The sequence below is a fragment of the Streptomyces phaeoluteigriseus genome (assembly GCF_001896135.2).
Lineage (GTDB): Bacteria > Actinomycetota > Actinomycetes > Streptomycetales > Streptomycetaceae > Streptomyces > Streptomyces phaeoluteigriseus.
The window spans coordinates 204,310-220,951 of the sequence record NZ_MPOH02000020.1 but is presented as its reverse complement, the minus strand read 5'-3'; the positions used below and the strand labels follow the sequence as shown (position 1 = coordinate 220,951).

At 62.8% G+C, this 16,642-nt stretch carries 13 protein-coding genes and 2 pseudogenes; 6 read left to right on the top strand and 9 right to left on the bottom strand.

Going from position 1 to position 16,642, the window contains the following annotated elements:
• Nucleotides 1–232 precede the first annotated feature (232 nt).
• The 8 genes and pseudogenes from BM536_RS35435 to BM536_RS35400 all read right to left on the bottom strand — a co-directional run bounded on the left by BM536_RS35435 (nt 233) and on the right by BM536_RS35400 (nt 5,750).
• Nucleotides 233–1,620: pseudogene (locus tag BM536_RS35435) on the bottom strand (tyrosine-type recombinase/integrase).
• Nucleotides 1,617–1,829 (bottom strand): helix-turn-helix transcriptional regulator, encoded by a 213-nt coding sequence (locus tag BM536_RS35430; RefSeq protein WP_073497685.1) that lies wholly within the window; start codon nt 1,827–1,829, stop codon nt 1,617–1,619. The pseudogene BM536_RS35435 and the gene BM536_RS35430 overlap by 4 nt, the downstream one beginning before the upstream one ends.
• Nucleotides 1,819–3,188, bottom strand: a pseudogene (locus BM536_RS35425) (replication initiator). The gene BM536_RS35430 and the pseudogene BM536_RS35425 overlap by 11 nt, the downstream one beginning before the upstream one ends.
• Entirely contained in the window at nt 3,185–3,472 is a 288-nt protein-coding gene (locus BM536_RS35420; RefSeq protein WP_245873946.1) for a hypothetical protein, read from the bottom strand. The pseudogene BM536_RS35425 and the gene BM536_RS35420 overlap by 4 nt, the downstream one beginning before the upstream one ends.
• 77 nt (nt 3,473–3,549) lie before the next feature.
• A complete protein-coding gene (locus tag BM536_RS35415; RefSeq protein WP_245873945.1) occupies nt 3,550–3,780 on the bottom strand; it encodes a hypothetical protein in 231 nt (76 codons plus the stop codon).
• A gap of 95 nt (nt 3,781–3,875) precedes the next feature.
• The gene (locus BM536_RS35410) at nt 3,876–4,070 is read right to left on the bottom strand and encodes a hypothetical protein (protein WP_073497689.1); all 195 of its coding nucleotides are present in this window, start codon (nt 4,068–4,070) and stop codon (nt 3,876–3,878) included.
• A gap of 12 nt (nt 4,071–4,082) precedes the next feature.
• Nucleotides 4,083–4,859, bottom strand: coding sequence for an FtsK/SpoIIIE domain-containing protein (locus tag BM536_RS35405; RefSeq protein WP_245873944.1), 777 nt, complete (start codon nt 4,857–4,859; stop codon nt 4,083–4,085).
• A 540-nt stretch (nt 4,860–5,399) separates the two neighbouring features.
• Complete coding sequence (locus BM536_RS35400) at nt 5,400–5,750, bottom strand: SCO3933 family regulatory protein (protein WP_073497691.1); 351 nt, start codon at nt 5,748–5,750, stop codon at nt 5,400–5,402.
• A 203-nt stretch (nt 5,751–5,953) separates the two neighbouring features.
• On the opposite strand from BM536_RS35400, the gene BM536_RS35395 reads away from it, so the two are divergent.
• The 4 genes from BM536_RS35395 to BM536_RS35380 all read left to right on the top strand — a co-directional run bounded on the left by BM536_RS35395 (nt 5,954) and on the right by BM536_RS35380 (nt 13,414).
• A complete protein-coding gene (locus BM536_RS35395) occupies nt 5,954–6,694 on the top strand; it encodes a GntR family transcriptional regulator (RefSeq protein ID WP_073497701.1) in 741 nt (246 codons plus the stop codon).
• Nucleotides 6,695–7,437: 743 nt separating this feature from the next.
• On the top strand, nt 7,438–9,060 hold the full coding sequence (locus BM536_RS35390) for a class I SAM-dependent DNA methyltransferase (RefSeq protein WP_079275187.1): 1,623 nt from the start codon (nt 7,438–7,440) through the stop codon (nt 9,058–9,060).
• A complete protein-coding gene (locus BM536_RS35385) occupies nt 9,053–10,279 on the top strand; it encodes a restriction endonuclease subunit S (RefSeq protein WP_158086571.1) in 1,227 nt (408 codons plus the stop codon). The genes BM536_RS35390 and BM536_RS35385 overlap by 8 nt, the downstream gene beginning before the upstream one ends.
• Nucleotides 10,280–13,414 (top strand): type I restriction endonuclease subunit R, encoded by a 3,135-nt coding sequence (locus tag BM536_RS35380; protein ID WP_073497694.1) that lies wholly within the window; start codon nt 10,280–10,282, stop codon nt 13,412–13,414.
• 28 nt (nt 13,415–13,442) lie between these two features.
• Here BM536_RS35380 and BM536_RS40485 read toward each other — a convergent pair whose 3' ends face one another.
• Entirely contained in the window at nt 13,443–14,894 is a 1,452-nt protein-coding gene (locus tag BM536_RS40485) for a PIN-like domain-containing protein (protein WP_143651051.1), read from the bottom strand.
• A 630-nt stretch (nt 14,895–15,524) separates the two neighbouring features.
• Between BM536_RS40485 and BM536_RS35375 the strand changes: the two genes are divergently transcribed.
• Together BM536_RS35375 and BM536_RS35370 are read left to right on the top strand one after the other, a co-directional pair.
• Entirely contained in the window at nt 15,525–15,815 is a 291-nt protein-coding gene (locus BM536_RS35375) for a hypothetical protein (RefSeq protein WP_073497696.1), read from the top strand.
• Between the two features lie 81 nt (nt 15,816–15,896).
• Complete coding sequence (locus BM536_RS35370; protein WP_073497705.1) at nt 15,897–16,313, top strand: HNH endonuclease; 417 nt, start codon at nt 15,897–15,899, stop codon at nt 16,311–16,313.
• Nucleotides 16,314–16,642: the final 329 nt, after the last annotated feature.

Sequence of the window (16,642 nt, the reverse complement as noted above, 5' to 3'; positions counted from 1 at the left end):
CCGCGAGTCCTACCAGGCAGCCGTCACCATCGCGTCCCTATTCCTCTGGCTCAAGCCCCTTTGAAGACACTGCCTAGGCGAGTTACGCCCCACCATCTCGTGAGGTAGCAACGTTATTCTTTCGAGACCTACGCCTGCGGCGGCCTTCCGCCTCGCCACTACGGGTCTCTGACCAGATGAAGCCCCGGGCTACTGCAGTCCGGGGCTTCCGTCAGTCCTTCATGCTTGGGTATCAGTCCGCAGGGCCGTCCCCCTCCCCTAACCCCTGCATGATGCGATCGTTCATCTCCTGCTCCTGGCCGTCGATGCACTTGGCGTAGATCTTCAGAAGGACGTCCACCGAGTGCCGGCGCGAGCGGCGACCTCCGGCGCCGGAACGCCCGAGTTAAGCCACTGGGAGACGCCCGCGTGCCGGAGGTCGTACGGGCGGAAGGCCAAGACCGAGGCCACCTGATCGGGCATGAGCGCCAGTTCCCGAGCATGCTTCCAGGCTCGGGAGTACGACGAGGCAGCGATCACGTTGCCTCGCTCGCTGGAGAACAGCCGGCCGTCCTCCGCCGTACCGAACTCGTCCAGGTGGTCGAGGAGCAGCCGCACGAGCGGAGGCGGAATCGGCACGGTGCGTACCTCTCCCTGGGCTCGCTGCTTCAGTCCTCGCCGGTCGTGCGCCTCGCCGGAGTCGGTCCACGCCTTACCAGCCGTTGGGCGGGTCTCCGCCAGCTGTATGCGGCCCCAGCCCCGTACCGGAAGTGTGCAGTCGGAGCGGCGGAGGCCGAGTGCCTCGCCCGGCCGCATGGCCGCGTAGTACAGGCATCCGAAGAAGGCCCGCAGCCGCCGGCCGCTTGCCCGCTCGTAACCGCCCACGTAGGTAAGTGCGGTAAGCAGCTCTCGGGCCTGCCGCGGGTTGACCACCACCCGGCGGTCGACTTCCTGCACCGCTCGCTTGCCTCGCCTGCGCCGGACACGGCTCAGCGGGTTGGAGGTGAGGTGCTCTAGCTCCACCGCGTATTCCAGTGCGTTGAAGACGACGGCTCGACGACGCCGGTAGGTCTGGGTGGCCGCGGGCTTGCCGTCCAGCTTCCGGCTCAGCCCGTCGATCAGCTCATGCACACGGCTGATCTCTTGCAGCTCCCCCACCGGAAGCGAAGCCTTTTCGATCCACCGCACAGCAGAGGCGATCTCCTCCGGGCGCTCCCGCTCCCTGCGTGGCACGGGCAGGAGGTACGAGCGCAGCGCCCGACGCAACACTTCGGGAGTGGGCCGCCCTCGTCCCGGCTTGACCAGGACAGGAACGACCGTCGCCAAGGCATCCGTCATGCTGTCCCGCTGCTTGGCCGACGCCTCTGCCCAGCGGGCATCGACGTACTTGGTCGCCAGGTCGAGGAAAGACAGGGCGGCCTTGCCTCCACGCAGGGAGTCGGGCAGTCCGGTCACCGTGTCGAACGGCTCGCCCTTGTCGAGCGCCCGCACGAGTTTGGCGCGGAAGCGGTCGGCAAGTGCCTTGGTCTTGTGCGACTCGCTGAAGGGCTGTCCGTCCACCACCCAGCGCACGAGGTAGGTCGGCTTCTTCGTGGTCTTGTTGACCGAGAGCTTCCACACGGAAGCCTTGTAGGACTTCACGACGCCGCTCCCTCCGCCCGCTCCTCCAACCAGTCGTTGAGCACGTCACGCCGGACCCGGAGCTCACCGTTCGGCAGGCGGATGCAGGCCGGTGCGAGACGCAGCTCCCGCCAGCGGTAGAAGGTGCGCCGGGAGATGCCGCCCAGTTCGTCAAGCACCTGGCGCACGGTGAGGAGCTCGGCCGCCGTCGAGCGGGTGTCACGCGCCATGGAAAGCACCGCCCTCCCACACCGAGGCAGCGAGCAGCGCCGCTTCCGGCGAGTAGCCACGCCCCGCATAGCGCCACCGGCCGACCGTGACCGTTGGTTGGTCGGTCAGGCCGAGGGAGGCCCGTTGTTGCTCCGCCCGGTGGTCGGTACGGGCCTGCCGGAGGGCGGTCAGCGTCGTCGAGTAGCGACGCGACTTGGTGGAGAAGTGGCCGCCGTATCCGAGCATGTGGGCCCAGCGGCGCAGGCCGAGGGGCGCGAACTCCGGTAAGCCGCCGAGCCACCAGCACGTGGCGATCATGCGGAGCACGTGTGCGCGCACCGGCAGCATGACCATGTCTCGCGCATGATGGATGCGGCTGTCCACCGCGCCGGCGGACTCCGCTCCCTTGGTGGCGTACTTGGCGATGTACCCCGCCACGGTGGCCGGGGAAGCAGGCCGCTCGCCCGTGTCCCGGCGGTACGAGGTGACCGGGCGTACGTCGATCTGGGCGCCGAAGCGCAGCGCCCGCGGCCCGATGACAACCGCGCCGGGGGCGTTGAGCCCCACTCGTCCGACCACGGCTCGCACAGAGTCGACTAGGAGCGGAATCGTCGCCCAGTGGGGCGGAGCCGAGTCTGGTCCGTCGGGGCCGTCAAGGCGGATCACAGCATGGAAGTGGACCAGGCCCCGCCGCTGGTACTCGGCGACTTTCGCGTACGACAGTCGGGCGACTTCCCTGAACTCGGTTCGCGGCAGACCGGCTTGCCGTGCGATCTCCCGGCGCAGCTCCAGCCCAAAGCGATGCCAGAGCCGTCCGGCGAACGCGTGCCAGAGGACAGCCCCCGCGTAGTCGTAGCAACGCGGGCAGAGGGGTTCGCCGAGACGAGGGTCGTCCGCCGAGTGCCGCTCACGGCATCCGGCCGGAGTCCCGTGCGGACAGTGGTCCCCTGCCCGACGAGGTCGACAGGGCCGCACGCATCCGTCTCGTTCACGGCGAGTGTGGACCGGGCCGAAGCCGGGGGCGGTGAGCGTGGCGAACACCTGCGGGTGACCCCTCACTGCCTCCGGGACGTTCTTGCCGCCGACGAGGCCGGCCCGGACGAGTTGGAACGTGTCCGCCCGGTACAAGGCGGAGCAGGCCGGGCAGACCGTCGCACGCCGGTTGCCGCACGCGGTAAGCAGGCGACCTCCGTAGACGTCCGAGCTGTAGGAGAGCAAGGCCGCACCGGTCGTCGTGTCGTAGACGGTTGCCGCGCCGACGAGGTGAATCGGGTTGGTGCAGCCACCGAGGCGGACGATGTTCCGGCGCCAAGCCGCGAGTCCGGCTCCGACGCCCTGTCGACGAGAGCGACAACGCCCTGCGGAAGAGTGGTGGTCATCGACGACCACCCCCGTCGCCGAACGCCTGCCCCATCACGGCCGAGATTCCCTCCGGCCGAGTCTTGGCGCTGAAACGGAGCGTCGGGTCCGTGAGCCAGACGGCGGCCGCGTGCGCGGGACACAGCCACTGCTCGGTTCCGTCGAGTTCGACGAGGACGATCTGTTCCCGTCCGGCACAGGTCGAGACCTGCGCGTCACGCTGCCTGAGGTCGCAGTCGAACGAGGGGGATTTGCGCGAATGATGCGCGGTGGACAAAGTGTGGGTGCTCCTTTCACTGCTCATGTGGCGGATGGAGTGGGTTCCTGACGGGGTCGGGTTTGGCGACTTCGCGCCCCGTCGGGAGCCCGTCGTACGGGCGATCACTGTTGTTCCTCGGGAGGAATCCCGGCGACGCCGAACGAGATCGGTCCGAAGTCGCGGCGAGCGGCGAAGTAGCCCTGGCCGATGTCCTCCGTCGGCACGCCGAGCGGAGCGGCGACACACTCCACGCCGTCAAGGCGAGCAGCGGGGTCGAAGGCGTCGACCAGGACGACGACGGACGCATGACGCGGTACGACGACGGCTGGATTGGCGGTCAGGAAGTCGACCAACTCCCGCAGACCGACCAGGAAGGCGGCGCGGTCACCGGAGCGGATGACGTAGTCGGAAATGGGAAGTCCCCTTGTCGGGTCAGTGGTGGGGCGTCTCAGAACCGGAGTTGGCCGAGGAAGCCGTTCACGCCGTCGAGAAGTGCCTGAACGACGGGAGCGGCCACGGTCCGGGCGAGCAGGAAGCCGAAGGCTCCACAGAGCAGGGCGTCGGCCCACCGGAGGTACCGGATGCGCAGGAGGAACCAGATCAGCAGGCCAAGCAGCAGAACGGCCGACATGGACACCAGCACGGCAGGCCCCTTTCATGCTTCGACGTGCAGGTCGGACAGGACGGGAGTCAGGTGCGCGTACTCGGCGGCGACGGCTTCCGCCTCCGCTTCCGTGATCAGGTGAGACCGGGCGCGTTCCCAGCCGTCGCCGGAGGCGAGGACAGCCGTACCGGCCTGTTCCGGGGCGATGGCCTGCGCGGCCTTCAGCGCGTCGGGGTTGAGGTCGCCGAGCGCCATCTCTGCCGTACCGGGGTCGGCCACGCGATGGCACACCCGGCCGCCTAGCTGTGCCCGGAGTGCAGTGACACCGGGCCCCAAATCGGAACCGACGCGCTGACCGGCCACGACGAGAAACACCCCGAGCGCCGCACCGAGTTGAGCCAGCCGGATCAGCGCCGTACCCGCCGCATGCGCTTCGTCCTTCTCGCTCCGGTTCGCCACGAGGAAGAGTTCCGCGATCTCGTCGACGATCACGACGACGGGGACAGGGCGTTCCTTGTCGGGTAGACCCCAGATGTTCCGGACGCGGGCGGCTCGGCAGAGGGTCATCCGGTCGAGGGTCAGGTCAACGAGAGCGGCCAGCAGACGTACCGCTTGCTCTCGGTTCGTTGCGAGGGCGGACAACCGCGGTTCGTAGAGGGACAGTTCCATGCCGCCCTTGCAGTCGATCCCGACCAGGGCGACGGGCTGCGGGGCGAGGCCCGCCACGAGAGCATTGATCAGCGTCGACTTCCCTGAGCGTGTGGCCCCGACGATCAGCCAGTGCGGGACGCGCCGCAGGTCGACCACCCACGAGGCCCCTGTCTCCAAGGCGCCTACGGTCACACGGAGCAGCTGACCGGGCCCCCGCTGTTTCGGCACCTGAGGGTCGGCCAACGGGTCGGCCGCCGAAGCGACGATCCGTACGATTCCTGGCTTCCAGGAAGTCACCCGGACCGCGTGCACCTGCCAGTTCTCCGCCATGGCGGGCGCAGCCTTGACGAAGTGCTCCGGCACCTGGCCCGGCAACAACCGCACGAGCAGTACGAAGCCACCGGAGGTCGGGCGTATGAGCCCCCTCCGGGGCACCCGCGGTTGCGGCGGAGGCGCCCCTTTGCCAACGAGGCCGGACACCACGGTCAGCGCTGGCCGACGGCTCACGGCGAGCCCGCACCCGGCCATCAGAGGCCGCCAGGTCTGGACGACCCGGAACGCCACGGCCGGGAAGCCGCATAACAGCCACCAGGCGACGGGATAGCGGCGGCGCAGGGCCGGGCCCGCCCAGAAGCAGACCCGACACCAGCACTGCGGCCACCACCAGAACCCAGCTCGGCCAGTTCTCACCGGCCGAAGTGGCGGAGGCCAGCTTCATCACTGACTGGCCCCCTTACCCGCCGGAGTAGCGGGAGCGCTCAGGGGCCGGATCTCCGCTGCGCGGAACGCGATCCCGTGCCGCCCCTCGTTCTCCCACGGCGTGGCCACCAGGTCCCGCACGGCCACCGGCATACCGAGCTGCACCCCGGCCGGCTCGCCGGCCACGCTCACGTTCACGACGTCGGCCGACGTCCCCGCCATCAGGCAGAGGCCGACCTGATACACGGTCTTGCCCGTGTCGCGGTCAACGCGAAGCTGACCGGTCTCACGGTTGGCGACCCGCGGGGCCGGGGGCACGGCACAGATGATCCCCGTGTACTTCGCGGTGTCGATCGGAAGGCTTGCCACTGTTCGGATCTCCTCATCTCAGGCACCCGAAGGCTTCTCCTTCGGGCTGCTAGACCACCCGTAGTACGGGTGCCGGGAACAACATTGACCACCCGTAGTACGGGTTGTCAACCGTCTTCGCGTGGGAGAAGCTATGACCGTCCACGGACGGCATGTACCACCCATGGACGGAAGAAGCAGTGACCACGGCCTGGAGGGCCCGCATGCCGCCGAAGAACACACAGCCCAAGTACCGGCAGATCGCCGACTACCTGCGCGAAGGCATCTTGGACGGCACCTTCCCCGCCGGCCAACCGCTCCCGTCCGAGGAGGCGTTGGCGAAACAGTTCGGGGTGACGCGCCCCACAGTCCGTCAGGGACTGAGCGAACTGCGGGCGTCAGGACTCGTCGAGGCCATCATGGGCCGCGGCACCTTTGCCCGCTCCCCCCACAACCGCCCCAGCCACACGCGCCCGCGCGGCGTACGCCGAACCACCGACGGCCGCTACGTCGAGGCGGACGGCATCCGCTGGACAGACGCCGAGCCGCCGGTAGCCACCCGCACCGACGCCCCACTTGCCCTGGCGGACCTACTCCGCATCCCGCCGGGCGAGCCGATGTTCACGTACGACGCGCTGCAAACCGCGGACCACGGCCACCTCCGCCAACTCCACCGGACGTACGTCCCGTTCTCGGTACTGATCGACACCAAGTACGAGGAGGAAGCCCCACCGCCGGCGCCGGAGCTCTACACGGCGCTCGCCAGCCTCGGCCACGAGCTCCACTTCACGGAGTACGTCCGCACCCGCATGCCTCTACCCGACCAGGCTCAGGCGCTGCGACTCGCCGACGGGGTCCCGATGCTCCACGTCATCCGCGTGACCCTCACCGAGTCGGACAAGCCCCTCGCCCTGGAGGAGTTCCACCTTCCAGGCGACGAGCTGGAGCTGTCGTTCAGGCTGTAGCAGGGCGAGCTGGCTCAGACTTTCTCTACGTCATCAAGGCGGCTCGCTCCGCTCCCCGCAGCGCAGGCCCGGTCCCCGGCCGGGCCTGCGCTCCTGTCTCCGCCCCACTCGAGCCCGGCCGGGGACCGGGCCTGCGCGCACATCAAGAGCCGAAAGCGACGAGTCGACAGCTGCCCGGATACCTCCGCCGTCAGAACGATGCCTCCGGCGGGGGATCGGCCGGCACCGGGTTGGACGAGGCGCCGTCCCCGGCTGCGGATCCGTAGTGGCATGTGCGGAAGCTCCCATCCCGCACACCATCGACCCAGGCGGAGCCGAGCAGACGCGGCCCATGGCGTCCACGTCGTTCGTACAGTGGCGCGCTCCACGTGGACGCCATGCACCACGCCTACTCCACAGCGTGTGGGTCGACGGCGTACGGGATGGGAGCTAGGGGATGTCATGGGTCGAGGTGAGTGGCTAGGTGAAGCTGGAAGCGAGCGTCAGCGACTTCGAGCAAAGTCCGGCCGAAAGCGCCAGCCGCCACACTCCACCTGTGGGAAGGAGTTACCAACCCACGAACTCCGGCAGGCCCTCACGGAGACGAGGACTCCCCAAAGGGCCCTCCGCCCCTTACTGCCTCGTGTACAACAGAGTCCAGTCGAGGCATCTGCGCCAGGCAGGACCGGGCTAGCCTTACAGGAGCTGCCTCACCTTGACAGAGGCATGCGGATGAGCATCGGGCGAGCGAGGGGCCAGCACAAGTGGCACATCTGGGAAACGGCAAGAGAAGCACTGCTGACGCGGATAATTCACTCGCCATCGAAGACAAACTCTGGCAGGCCGCTGACAAGTTGCGCGGCAGCCTCGACGCGGCTTCATACAAACATGTCGTCCTCGGCCTCATCTTCCTTAAGTATATTTCCGAGACATTCGAGCGTTATCGGACTGACCTCACAAAGAAACTTTCGGACCCCGCATCACCCGACTTTGTTGAGGACGAGCAGTGGCGAAACGAGCTCTTGGAATCGCGCGATGAATACGTGAGTGAGGGAATCTTTTGGGTACCAGAGGATGCGCGGTGGTCTCGCCTTAAAGGCGAAGCCAAGAGCGGCGGCGTCGGTCAGAACATCGACGCAGCGATGACAGCTATTGAGCGTGAGAACCCCAGCTTGCGCGGTGTTTTGCCTAAAGACTTCGCTCGACTGGCAGTCGACCAGCGGCGCTTCGGCGGGCTTATTGATCTAATCGGGTCAATTGGCCTTGGACAACGAGCCATGGGATCCCCAGACGACACCGACTTGTTGGGCCGGGTGTATGAATTCTTCCTCGGGCGGTTCGCCGCCGCTGAAGGAAAGGGCGGCGGCGAGTTCTTTACGCCACGCAGTGTGGTGAAACTGCTCGTGGAGATGATCGAGCCACTGCACGGACGCGTCTACGATCCATGCTGCGGAACGGGCGGAATGTTCGTCCAGGCACATAGATTCATTGATAGTCATGGCGGAGCTCATGATGAGATCGCCGTTTATGGCCAGGAACTGAACGACACTACGTGGCGTCTAGGGCAGATGAATCTCGCCCTTCGTCACATCAGCGCCGACATTGGCAAGCGGGCTGCTGACACTCTTCACACGGACCTGCATCCTGACCTCAAGGCCGACTTCGTCCTCGCGAACCCGCCGTTCAACATCAGCGATTGGGACGGCGAACAGCTGCGCGGCGACCGGCGATGGGTTTACGGAACACCGCCGGCTAGTAACGCAAACTACGCCTGGCTGCAGCACATCACCAGCAAACTATCGCCTCGTGGTGTCGCTGGAGTGGTACTCGCAAATGGCTCGATGTCCAGCAGGACCAGCGGCGAAGGCAGCATTCGCCAAGCCATGATCGAGGCGGATTTGGTCGATTGCATGGTGGCGTTGCCCAGTCAGCTCTTCTACAACACGGGAATCCCCGCCTGCCTGTGGTTCCTCACCAGGAAGAAGGTCCCCGATACGAAACGGCCCTGGCGAGACCGTCGGGGCGAGGTGCTCTTCATTGACGCGCGCAACATGCCGGGCGTGATGACTACCAGGGTGCACCGCGAGTTGACAGGTGAAGAGGTCGCCCGGATCGCTGCCACCTACCACTCTTGGCGTGGTGAAGCGGGAGCCAAGCCGTACGCAGATGTGCCGGGTTTTTGTCACTCAGCCAAGCTGGACGAGATCGAACGACACGACTGGATTCTTACTCCCGGACGCTACGTAGGAACTGAAGAAGCCGAGAGAGAGCAGGAATCCAACGCCGACAAAATCGAGCGACTAAGCAAGGACCTCCGGGATGCCTTCACCGAGTCCGAGCGCCTACAGTCTCAGGTCCTCGCGGCACTGGAGCGCATTGATGTCTGAATCTACCCAAGCCTCACTTGGCGAGCTGGCCAAGCAAGGCATTATCCTGCTCGGGGATGGATACCGGACAAAGCGCTCTGAATTGGGAGGGGTGACAGGAGTCCCTATTCTGCGCGTCGCCGAGGTTTTCGACGGTCGGATCGACGCCACATTCGCGGACCATATTCGAGAAGAATATCGACCTGCATTTTCCAAGAAAATTTCCCGCCCTGGCGATATCCTCGTGACCACGAAGGGCAGTGTGGGCAGGGTTGCACGTATCCGCAAATCTGATCCGGAATTTGTTTACAGTCCACAACTGTGCTTCTTCCGAGTTCTTAAGCAATCAGTCATCGATCCAGGATGGCTCTACCAATGGTTCCGCAGCACTCAATTTCGCCTGCAAGCCGCCGCTGTACAGCATCAAACTGACATGGCGCCTTATATCAATCTTGCAGACTTGAGAGCTATGCAGGTCGAAATTCCCCCGATCCAGCAACAGCGCGCAATCGCTGAAACACTGGAAGCGTTCGACGACAAAATCATCAACAATGACCGAGTAATCAGACTAGCGGACCAGTTGAGTTCCGCTCACTTTAGCGAAGCTCTGACCAGGGGGTCACACGAGGTTTATACGGTCCGAGATGTAGCCGACGTCTTCGATGGACCTCATGCAACGCCACAGAAGACGTCCGCCGGCCCTTGGTTTCTCAGCATCTCTAGCCTCCGCAACGGCCGACTGGACCTTTCCAAGTCGAAGCACCTCTCCGAAGAGGAATTCACCAAGTGGACGCGTAGGGTTACACCCACGCCCGGCGACGTCCTATTTTCATATGAGACGCGGTTGGGGGAATCGGCCCTCATGCCTGAAGGTATCCGCGCGTGTCTCGGGCGCAGGATGGGACTCTTGCGGGCCAAGAAGAACGTCATCGATCCGATCGTGCTCCTTCAGGCTTACTCGGCACCTGAATTCCAAGATCTTATTCAACGCAGGAAGATTTCAGGCGCTACTGTCGAGAGGATCCCACTCAAGGATCTTCCCGATTGGCCAATCAAAGTCCCCACCCGTGAAGGGTCGGAGATGCTCACAGACATACTGCGCACACTCAATAATCGCGCAAGCGCAGCGGAACACGAGTCACAAAACCTGGCCGAGCTTAGAGATGTATTGGCCAGCATGCTCATGTCGAATCAAATCAAAGTGCGGGAGTCTGAACTCCTATTGGAGGGGGCCATCTAAGTGGGGGAATTCGCGGAAAGCGGGATTGAGCAGGTCGCACTGGAGCATTTTGAAGATCTAGGTTGGGAGGTCCTTGACGGCTCCGAGATCGCTCCCGGGGGAAGGGGTTCAGAGCGCTCAGACAATCGGGAAGTGCTGCTTAAGGGAAGGCTTAGCCTAGCCCTTGCAAGGCTCAACCCCAGCCTGCCCGAAACCGCAATCGATCAGGCGATAGCGACACTGCTCCGCGCTGAGTCGGCAGACTTGATGGCGGAAAATCTTCGCATCCATAAGCTGATAACCATGGGTATCCCTGTTGAATTCTTCGACACCGAAAGTGGTCGCACCAAGGGTATCCACGCTCGAGTCATTGACTTCGACGACCCATTGGCGAATGACTTCGCTGTGGTGAGTCAATTCACTGTGGCCGAAGATCTCAACACTCGACGCACACGTCGACCAGATCTTGTCGCCTTCGTAAATGGACTTCCACTTGGCTTGATCGAACTAAAGCGCCCTAATCTAGCAGGTGGAATCCTCAAGGCATGGCAGCAAATCGCAACCTATGCGGAGCGCATCCCAACGCTTCTGGCTTTCACTGCAGTCTGCGCAATATCTGATGGCATGGAAGCCCGAATGGGCGCACAGCTTGGACCCTACAGGCACTGGTCACCCTGGAAGACGGTGGACGGTTCCGAACTGGCGCCGAACTCCATGCCCGGGATGGAAGTTCTTATTCGCGGCGTTTTTCACCCGGATCGCTTCTGTGCTCTGATCCGTGACTTTATCGTCTTCTCCTCGGAGAAAGATGGGACCGTCAAGCGAGTCGCCAAATATCATCAGTTCCACGCCGTACGGAAAGCCGTGGATCGAGTTCGGCAAGCGATCAAAGGGAACGGTCAAGCCGGCATCGTTTGGCATACTCAGGGTTCCGGAAAGAGCCTTGAAATGCTCTTTTGCACTGCCCGGCTTATGCGCGACCCAGAACTAGCCAACCCGACGATCGTGGTCCTTACGGATCGCAATGACTTGGACGACCAACTCTACGGCGAGGTATTCGCCCCGGCTCGCATCCAGTTGCTCCAAGAGGATCCGGTCCAAGCAAAGGGACGCGAGCATCTTCGAGAGCTTCTGAACGGGCGCGCTTCCGGCGGAATCATTTTCACAACTATGCAAAAGTTCGGCCTCAGCGGCGCGGAACGTGATGCTGGCCGTAAGCACCCGATGATGACTTCCCGTCGGAATGTCGTTGTAATCGCCGATGAGGCCCACAGGACGCAGTACGAGTTGAAGGATGGTCTGGCGGCCCGCCTGCGAGATGCACTACCCCACGCTAGCTTCTTGGCCTTCACCGGGACCCCGGTTGCAGAAACGGACCGAGACACCCGCGCTGTATTCGGTGAATATATCGACGTCTACGACCTTACTCAGGCGGTCGCTGACGAGGCAACAGTCCCCATTCACTATGAAGCCAGGCTTGCCAAGATCGACTTGCCCGAATCAGAAAGGAATGAAGTAGACCGGCTCTTCAATATCGTAACCGAGGGAGCCGAAGACGAACAGCGTGATCGACTAAAGGTTCGGTTCAGCCGGATTGAGGAGTTGATTGGGAATTCAAAGAGACTGGCAGAAGTAGCCCGAGATATTGTCGAACACTGGGAAGCGCGCAGCCAACAACTTATCGGCAAAGGCCTGATCGTTTGCTTCAGTCGTAGAATCTGCGTCGATCTATATGATCAGATCGGAAGAATCCGTCCCGGCTGGTGCAGCGATGATGAGAGTCGTGGCATCGCTAAGGTAGTGATCACAGGTGACGCCTCGGATGGCCCGCGAATTGCTGCGCATGTCCGAACCCGTCAGCAAATGCGGGACCTCAAGAATCGAATGAAAGATCCCGATGATCCCCTTGAACTCGTCATAGTGCGAGATATGTGGTTGACCGGCTTTGATGCCCCGCCGCTACACACCATGTACATAGACAAGCCTATGCGTGGAGCAGGGCTCATGCAGGCTATCGCTCGTGTCAACCGCACGTTCAGCGGCAAGCCGAGTGGACTGGTCGTCGACTACATCGGGCTTGCCGAAAACCTGAGATCAGCGTTGGCCGACTATACGGCCCGGGATAGGGATAAGGCCGGCGTCCCGGTCGAAGAGCAACGTGATCGACTGACTGAGAAGCACGAGATTCTCTCCGGCATGCTGCACGGCTCCCCTTGGCGCGACATGCTCGCGTCCGATAACCCGCGGGCTCGTTTGGAGGCTCTAGCAGATGCAGTCGACTTCGTTCTCGGTGGCGGTCAATACGGCGAAGGGGATCTTGCTGAGCGTTTTCGCAGTGAGGCGCGCGAGGCAGACCGTGCATTCAGCATCATTCCTCAGGATCCAGTGGCACGTCAGCTACGAGACGACTTTGCATTCTTCGACGCAGTAGCTGATCAACTCCGCAAAGTCCGTACGATTGACTCTGAGGACGACGGCGCTGGCATGGAGCTGGCTCTGCGTCAAATCGTCTCGGATGCAATCACACCAGACGGTGTCATTGACATCTACGCACAGGCCGGTCTTGAGAGGCCGGATATTAGTCTCATTGATGACACACTGGCTTCCCGCTTTCGCACTTCGCCTCGACCCAACCTTCAACTCGAACTCGTCAAGCGGACGATCGGAGAGGAGATCAGGCGGGTTGGCCAAAAGAGTGTGCTGGCAGAACGCATGTTCTCGGAAAAACTGGCGGACGCACTGCTCCGTTACACAAACCGCAGCATCACCACAGCCGAAGTAATGGCAGAGCTCGTCGAGTTGGCCAAACTGCTAACTGCCGAACGGTCTCGCGGGACGACTCTCGGTCTGACCGACTCCGAGCTCGCTTTCTACGACGCAGTCGCGTCCAACCAATCCGCGGCGCTAGCGCTGGAGGACGAAACACTCCGCGAGATCGCTCGCCAACTGGTCAAGACTGTGAATCAAAGTCGGAAACTGGACTGGACCAAGCGGGAAAGCGTAAGGGCGGCCCTACGACGCAATGTTCGGCGGCTGCTCGCGCGGTATAGGTACCCGCCGGACCGCGCAGAAGAGGCGATCCGGCTGGTGGTAGAGCAGGCTGAGCGCTTTGCGAGCACGGAAAATGGTGGCGATGGTCAGAGTTTGGCGAATTGAACTGGAGTACAATAGGTGCCTATCGTATTCATCTGGGCTCGCCATTCCCGTGAATGTAGGCGGCATGGCGTCCAGCTAGCTTGCGAAGCCGCGTGTCGTCGTATGGGGGCAGTGCGTCGATGAGCGTCATCAGCCACGGCGCTGTCCAAACGTAGCGAATGCCGCCGCCGACAGGCATTCTCACCAAGTGCCAGGTCGGATCTGGCGGCTGGCTGTCTCTTGCACCTTGAGCAATGCTGGTAGCGCACGTATTACTGACGGGCTCTTCTGGCGCACGACTACGCATGCCCAAATCGGCTGTGACAGTGAGTAGCCACTCGGCGAACTGGTCTTCGGAATTGAGTGCGGTCTTGGTCTCTGGATGCTCGAATCCAGAAACAGCAAACGCCTTATCCAACCACGGTGTAGCGGTAGCGTGATCATCTTCTTCAACAGTCGATGATTCAGTTTCAACATCGGATTCGTTTTGCTCCGTCGAGACACGGACCAATTCTGCAACGGCTTCGTTCGGTAGCGAGACGCCTAGGTAAGTCGACGCGCCATCTAGAAAACGTTGCGTTGTTTCCATACGAAGCCGTGCACTCGCTCGGTGCCACAGTTCGTCAGATAGCTCAGGAAGGGCATGGATGGCGGTTCCTCTGCGATCCTTAGCCCACCAATCCTCCTTGACGTCGTCGGTGACGAGCAAAACGAACCTTGGTTCGGGCAACGTGCAAGCTTTTCGAACGACCTCTTCCCAGATTAGATAATCGCCCGCCCGGCGGAGATCTGTTTCTTTGTCATTTCCGCCTTCCGAATCCGAAAAACCCGGCGGAATGTGGTTCGGAAAACGGAAGCCAACTGCCGAATCCACCAGTGCGCTGAGGGACTCATGAGGTAGCGGATCGCCTATGGAATTGCCGATCACCGCGGCGATTCGGTCGAGGAGGGGGTCCCCGTCATCCAACTGATTCGGATCTAGATCATATGCATCCTGCAGTCGCTTCACCTCATCAAGGAGGGCCTGCCTCCACTCCTGAACAACATCAAGATCGAGGATATTCTTGCGCGTGATCACATCCTCTAGGTTGCGTCGCGCCTGCTCATCGCCGGAGTGCTTCTCGATAAACTGTTGAACCTGCCCGCGGATTCGAAGGAGGTTTTGCGATGCCTCTGTGAACTTACGATCGATGTTTTGCTTGACTGTAGCGAACTGATTTCGGCGACTTTCGACTCGACTGCGACGGTTCCTGATGAACTCAAGCCCGGCTTGATGCGGGAGCCAGAGTCGATCAGAAACTTTGTCAAGAGCGCCCAGCACTGCGTCTCTTGACTCGCTTGTGACGTCGTAGAGCGTAAGGAGAACATTCGCGTCTAGTACGACCAGTCCCTCGGTGTAGAAGCGCTCCTGATCAGCCTGCACTGAGGGGAGCCATGCATGAAACCGCTCAATGAGCTCACGCCCTGGCGACGACTCTGTCTGCGAGTCTTCGTGCACCACGTTCAACGCCCCTTCCCCGATGACACGCCGGAGTCTCGGCGTATCCCCCTCACAGCCGCCCATTTCAACTGGGCCGCAGCTGGGCAAGCCACCGCCGGCAGATCCCACGCGCAGCAGTCCGGGACGATGAACTCCCCCACGTACCAACATCGGTGGTGAACAGGCCGTACGCTCCGTTAGACGGTCGATCTTAGTGGCTGTCCACGTGGGTGAGCAGGCTTCAGTTGCAATGGCGCCCAGCGAGCCCGGCGGAGGCGGAGCGAGGCACACACCGGTCGCAGCTACATAGGTGGCACAGCCCGATCTCCGCAAAACCAGACCTGGTCTCTGTGCTTGCTTCAGCCCCGCGGTCCACGTGGCTCGCACCGTGTCCGTGGACCGCTCGTGGACGAGCAACCGCATATCGGTAACCTAGAACCCTGTGGCCTGTCAATAGTCCAGCGGCAGAAGCCCCCTCCGGAGCCGCGTATTTCTCTAGCATCGCTTCCCGGACCCAGCTGAGGCGGCACTCACTGAGAGTACGTGAAGGGCGGGTGTACTCAATTTCGCTGAAAGCAGCGGTTCGGAGGGCGTCTTGATGTACACCTGCTGACCAAGCACGACGGCACTTAGGTCAAGTAGGGGCTGGGGGTGGAGATGCGCGGAAGGGAATTGCCGTATCCGGACGGGTTCGGCCAAGAGGACGCCGCTCAGTGGATGCAGGAGTGCTACGCCGATGAGGGTGTCGACCGCTCCGGCGAGCCCGCGGTGCTGGTGCGTGCGAGCGCTCCAGCCAGCCGCGATGTGTTCCATGGAGACGAGCAGTGTGGGCTCATCGTCGGCGAGAGACGGCATCTGTATGACGCCAGCTGGATGCTGCTGGGCGACGCGCAGGCGGTGGGGTATCGGCCGTGCTGGCGCTGTGGTTCCCCCGAACGGTAGGAAGCTGTGACCAGCGCAGATTTGCCTAAGTCGCGCCGTAGCGATGCCAAGCGCGCCCAAGACCAGCGCCGCCGTGAGCGCATGCGGAGCAATGGGAGCGTCGAGCGCTGCACAGCGGAAGAGATCGGTGCACGGGACGACTGGATGTGTGGTCTGTGCCAGGATCCAGTGGACCAGGCCTATCAGCACCCAGACCCTCGGTCCCCGAGCATCGACCACGTCCGCGCCATCGCAGCCGGCGGGGCTGACGAGCGCGACAATGTGCGCCTCACACACTGGGGCTGCAACCATGAACGCAACGCCAGCACCCCGCTGGAAACTGTCGAGGAAGCCGAAACACAGCGTGCTGTCCTCCTCCGGATGCCCGCTCTCCGAGCCTACGCAGAAGGCCTCAGGACCGAGGATATGATCCGCCGCTCTCAGGCCTTCCACTCCCCCGATAGGTATCGCGCCAAGTTGGCGCGTCGGGTAGAGCGCTACGAGCGCGAAGGGCGCTGATCTCCTACGCATCTACGGATGAGTCGCGTGCCACAACCGTGCCAGATCCAGGGGTCAGCCACGGTCAACGAAGGTGACCACCGGCGCACTCGTGCCGCTAGCTCAGCCAACGAAGCCGCAGGCCACCTATCTTAAGGGCCAGCCGCTCTCCTAAAAGCGGGCGTAGGCGAGCGTGCAAGGCGTCCCGGGCGTGTGGCGGCGCCATGTCATCATCGGGCGATGCTGACTGAGGAGGAAGCACGCCGACTGGTGCTAGGCAGTGTCTTCAAAGGGGCTTGAGCCAGAGGAATAGGGACGCGATGGTGACGGCTGCCTGGTAGGACTCGCGG

Bases quoted from the DNA above. Each gene is read 5' to 3' on its own strand.
- BM536_RS35430 (WP_073497685.1), bottom strand. From the start codon at position 1,829: ATGGCGCGTGACACCCGCTCGACGGCGGCCGAGCTCCTCACCGTGCGC.
- BM536_RS35420 (WP_245873946.1), bottom strand. From the start codon at position 3,472: ATGAGCAGTGAAAGGAGCACCCACACTTTGTCCACCGCGCATCATTCG.
- BM536_RS35395 (WP_073497701.1), top strand. From the start codon at position 5,954: ATGCCGCCGAAGAACACACAGCCCAAGTACCGGCAGATCGCCGACTAC.
- BM536_RS35385 (WP_158086571.1), top strand. From the start codon at position 9,053: ATGTCTGAATCTACCCAAGCCTCACTTGGCGAGCTGGCCAAGCAAGGC.
- BM536_RS35370 (WP_073497705.1), top strand. From the start codon at position 15,897: ATGCGGAGCAATGGGAGCGTCGAGCGCTGCACAGCGGAAGAGATCGGT.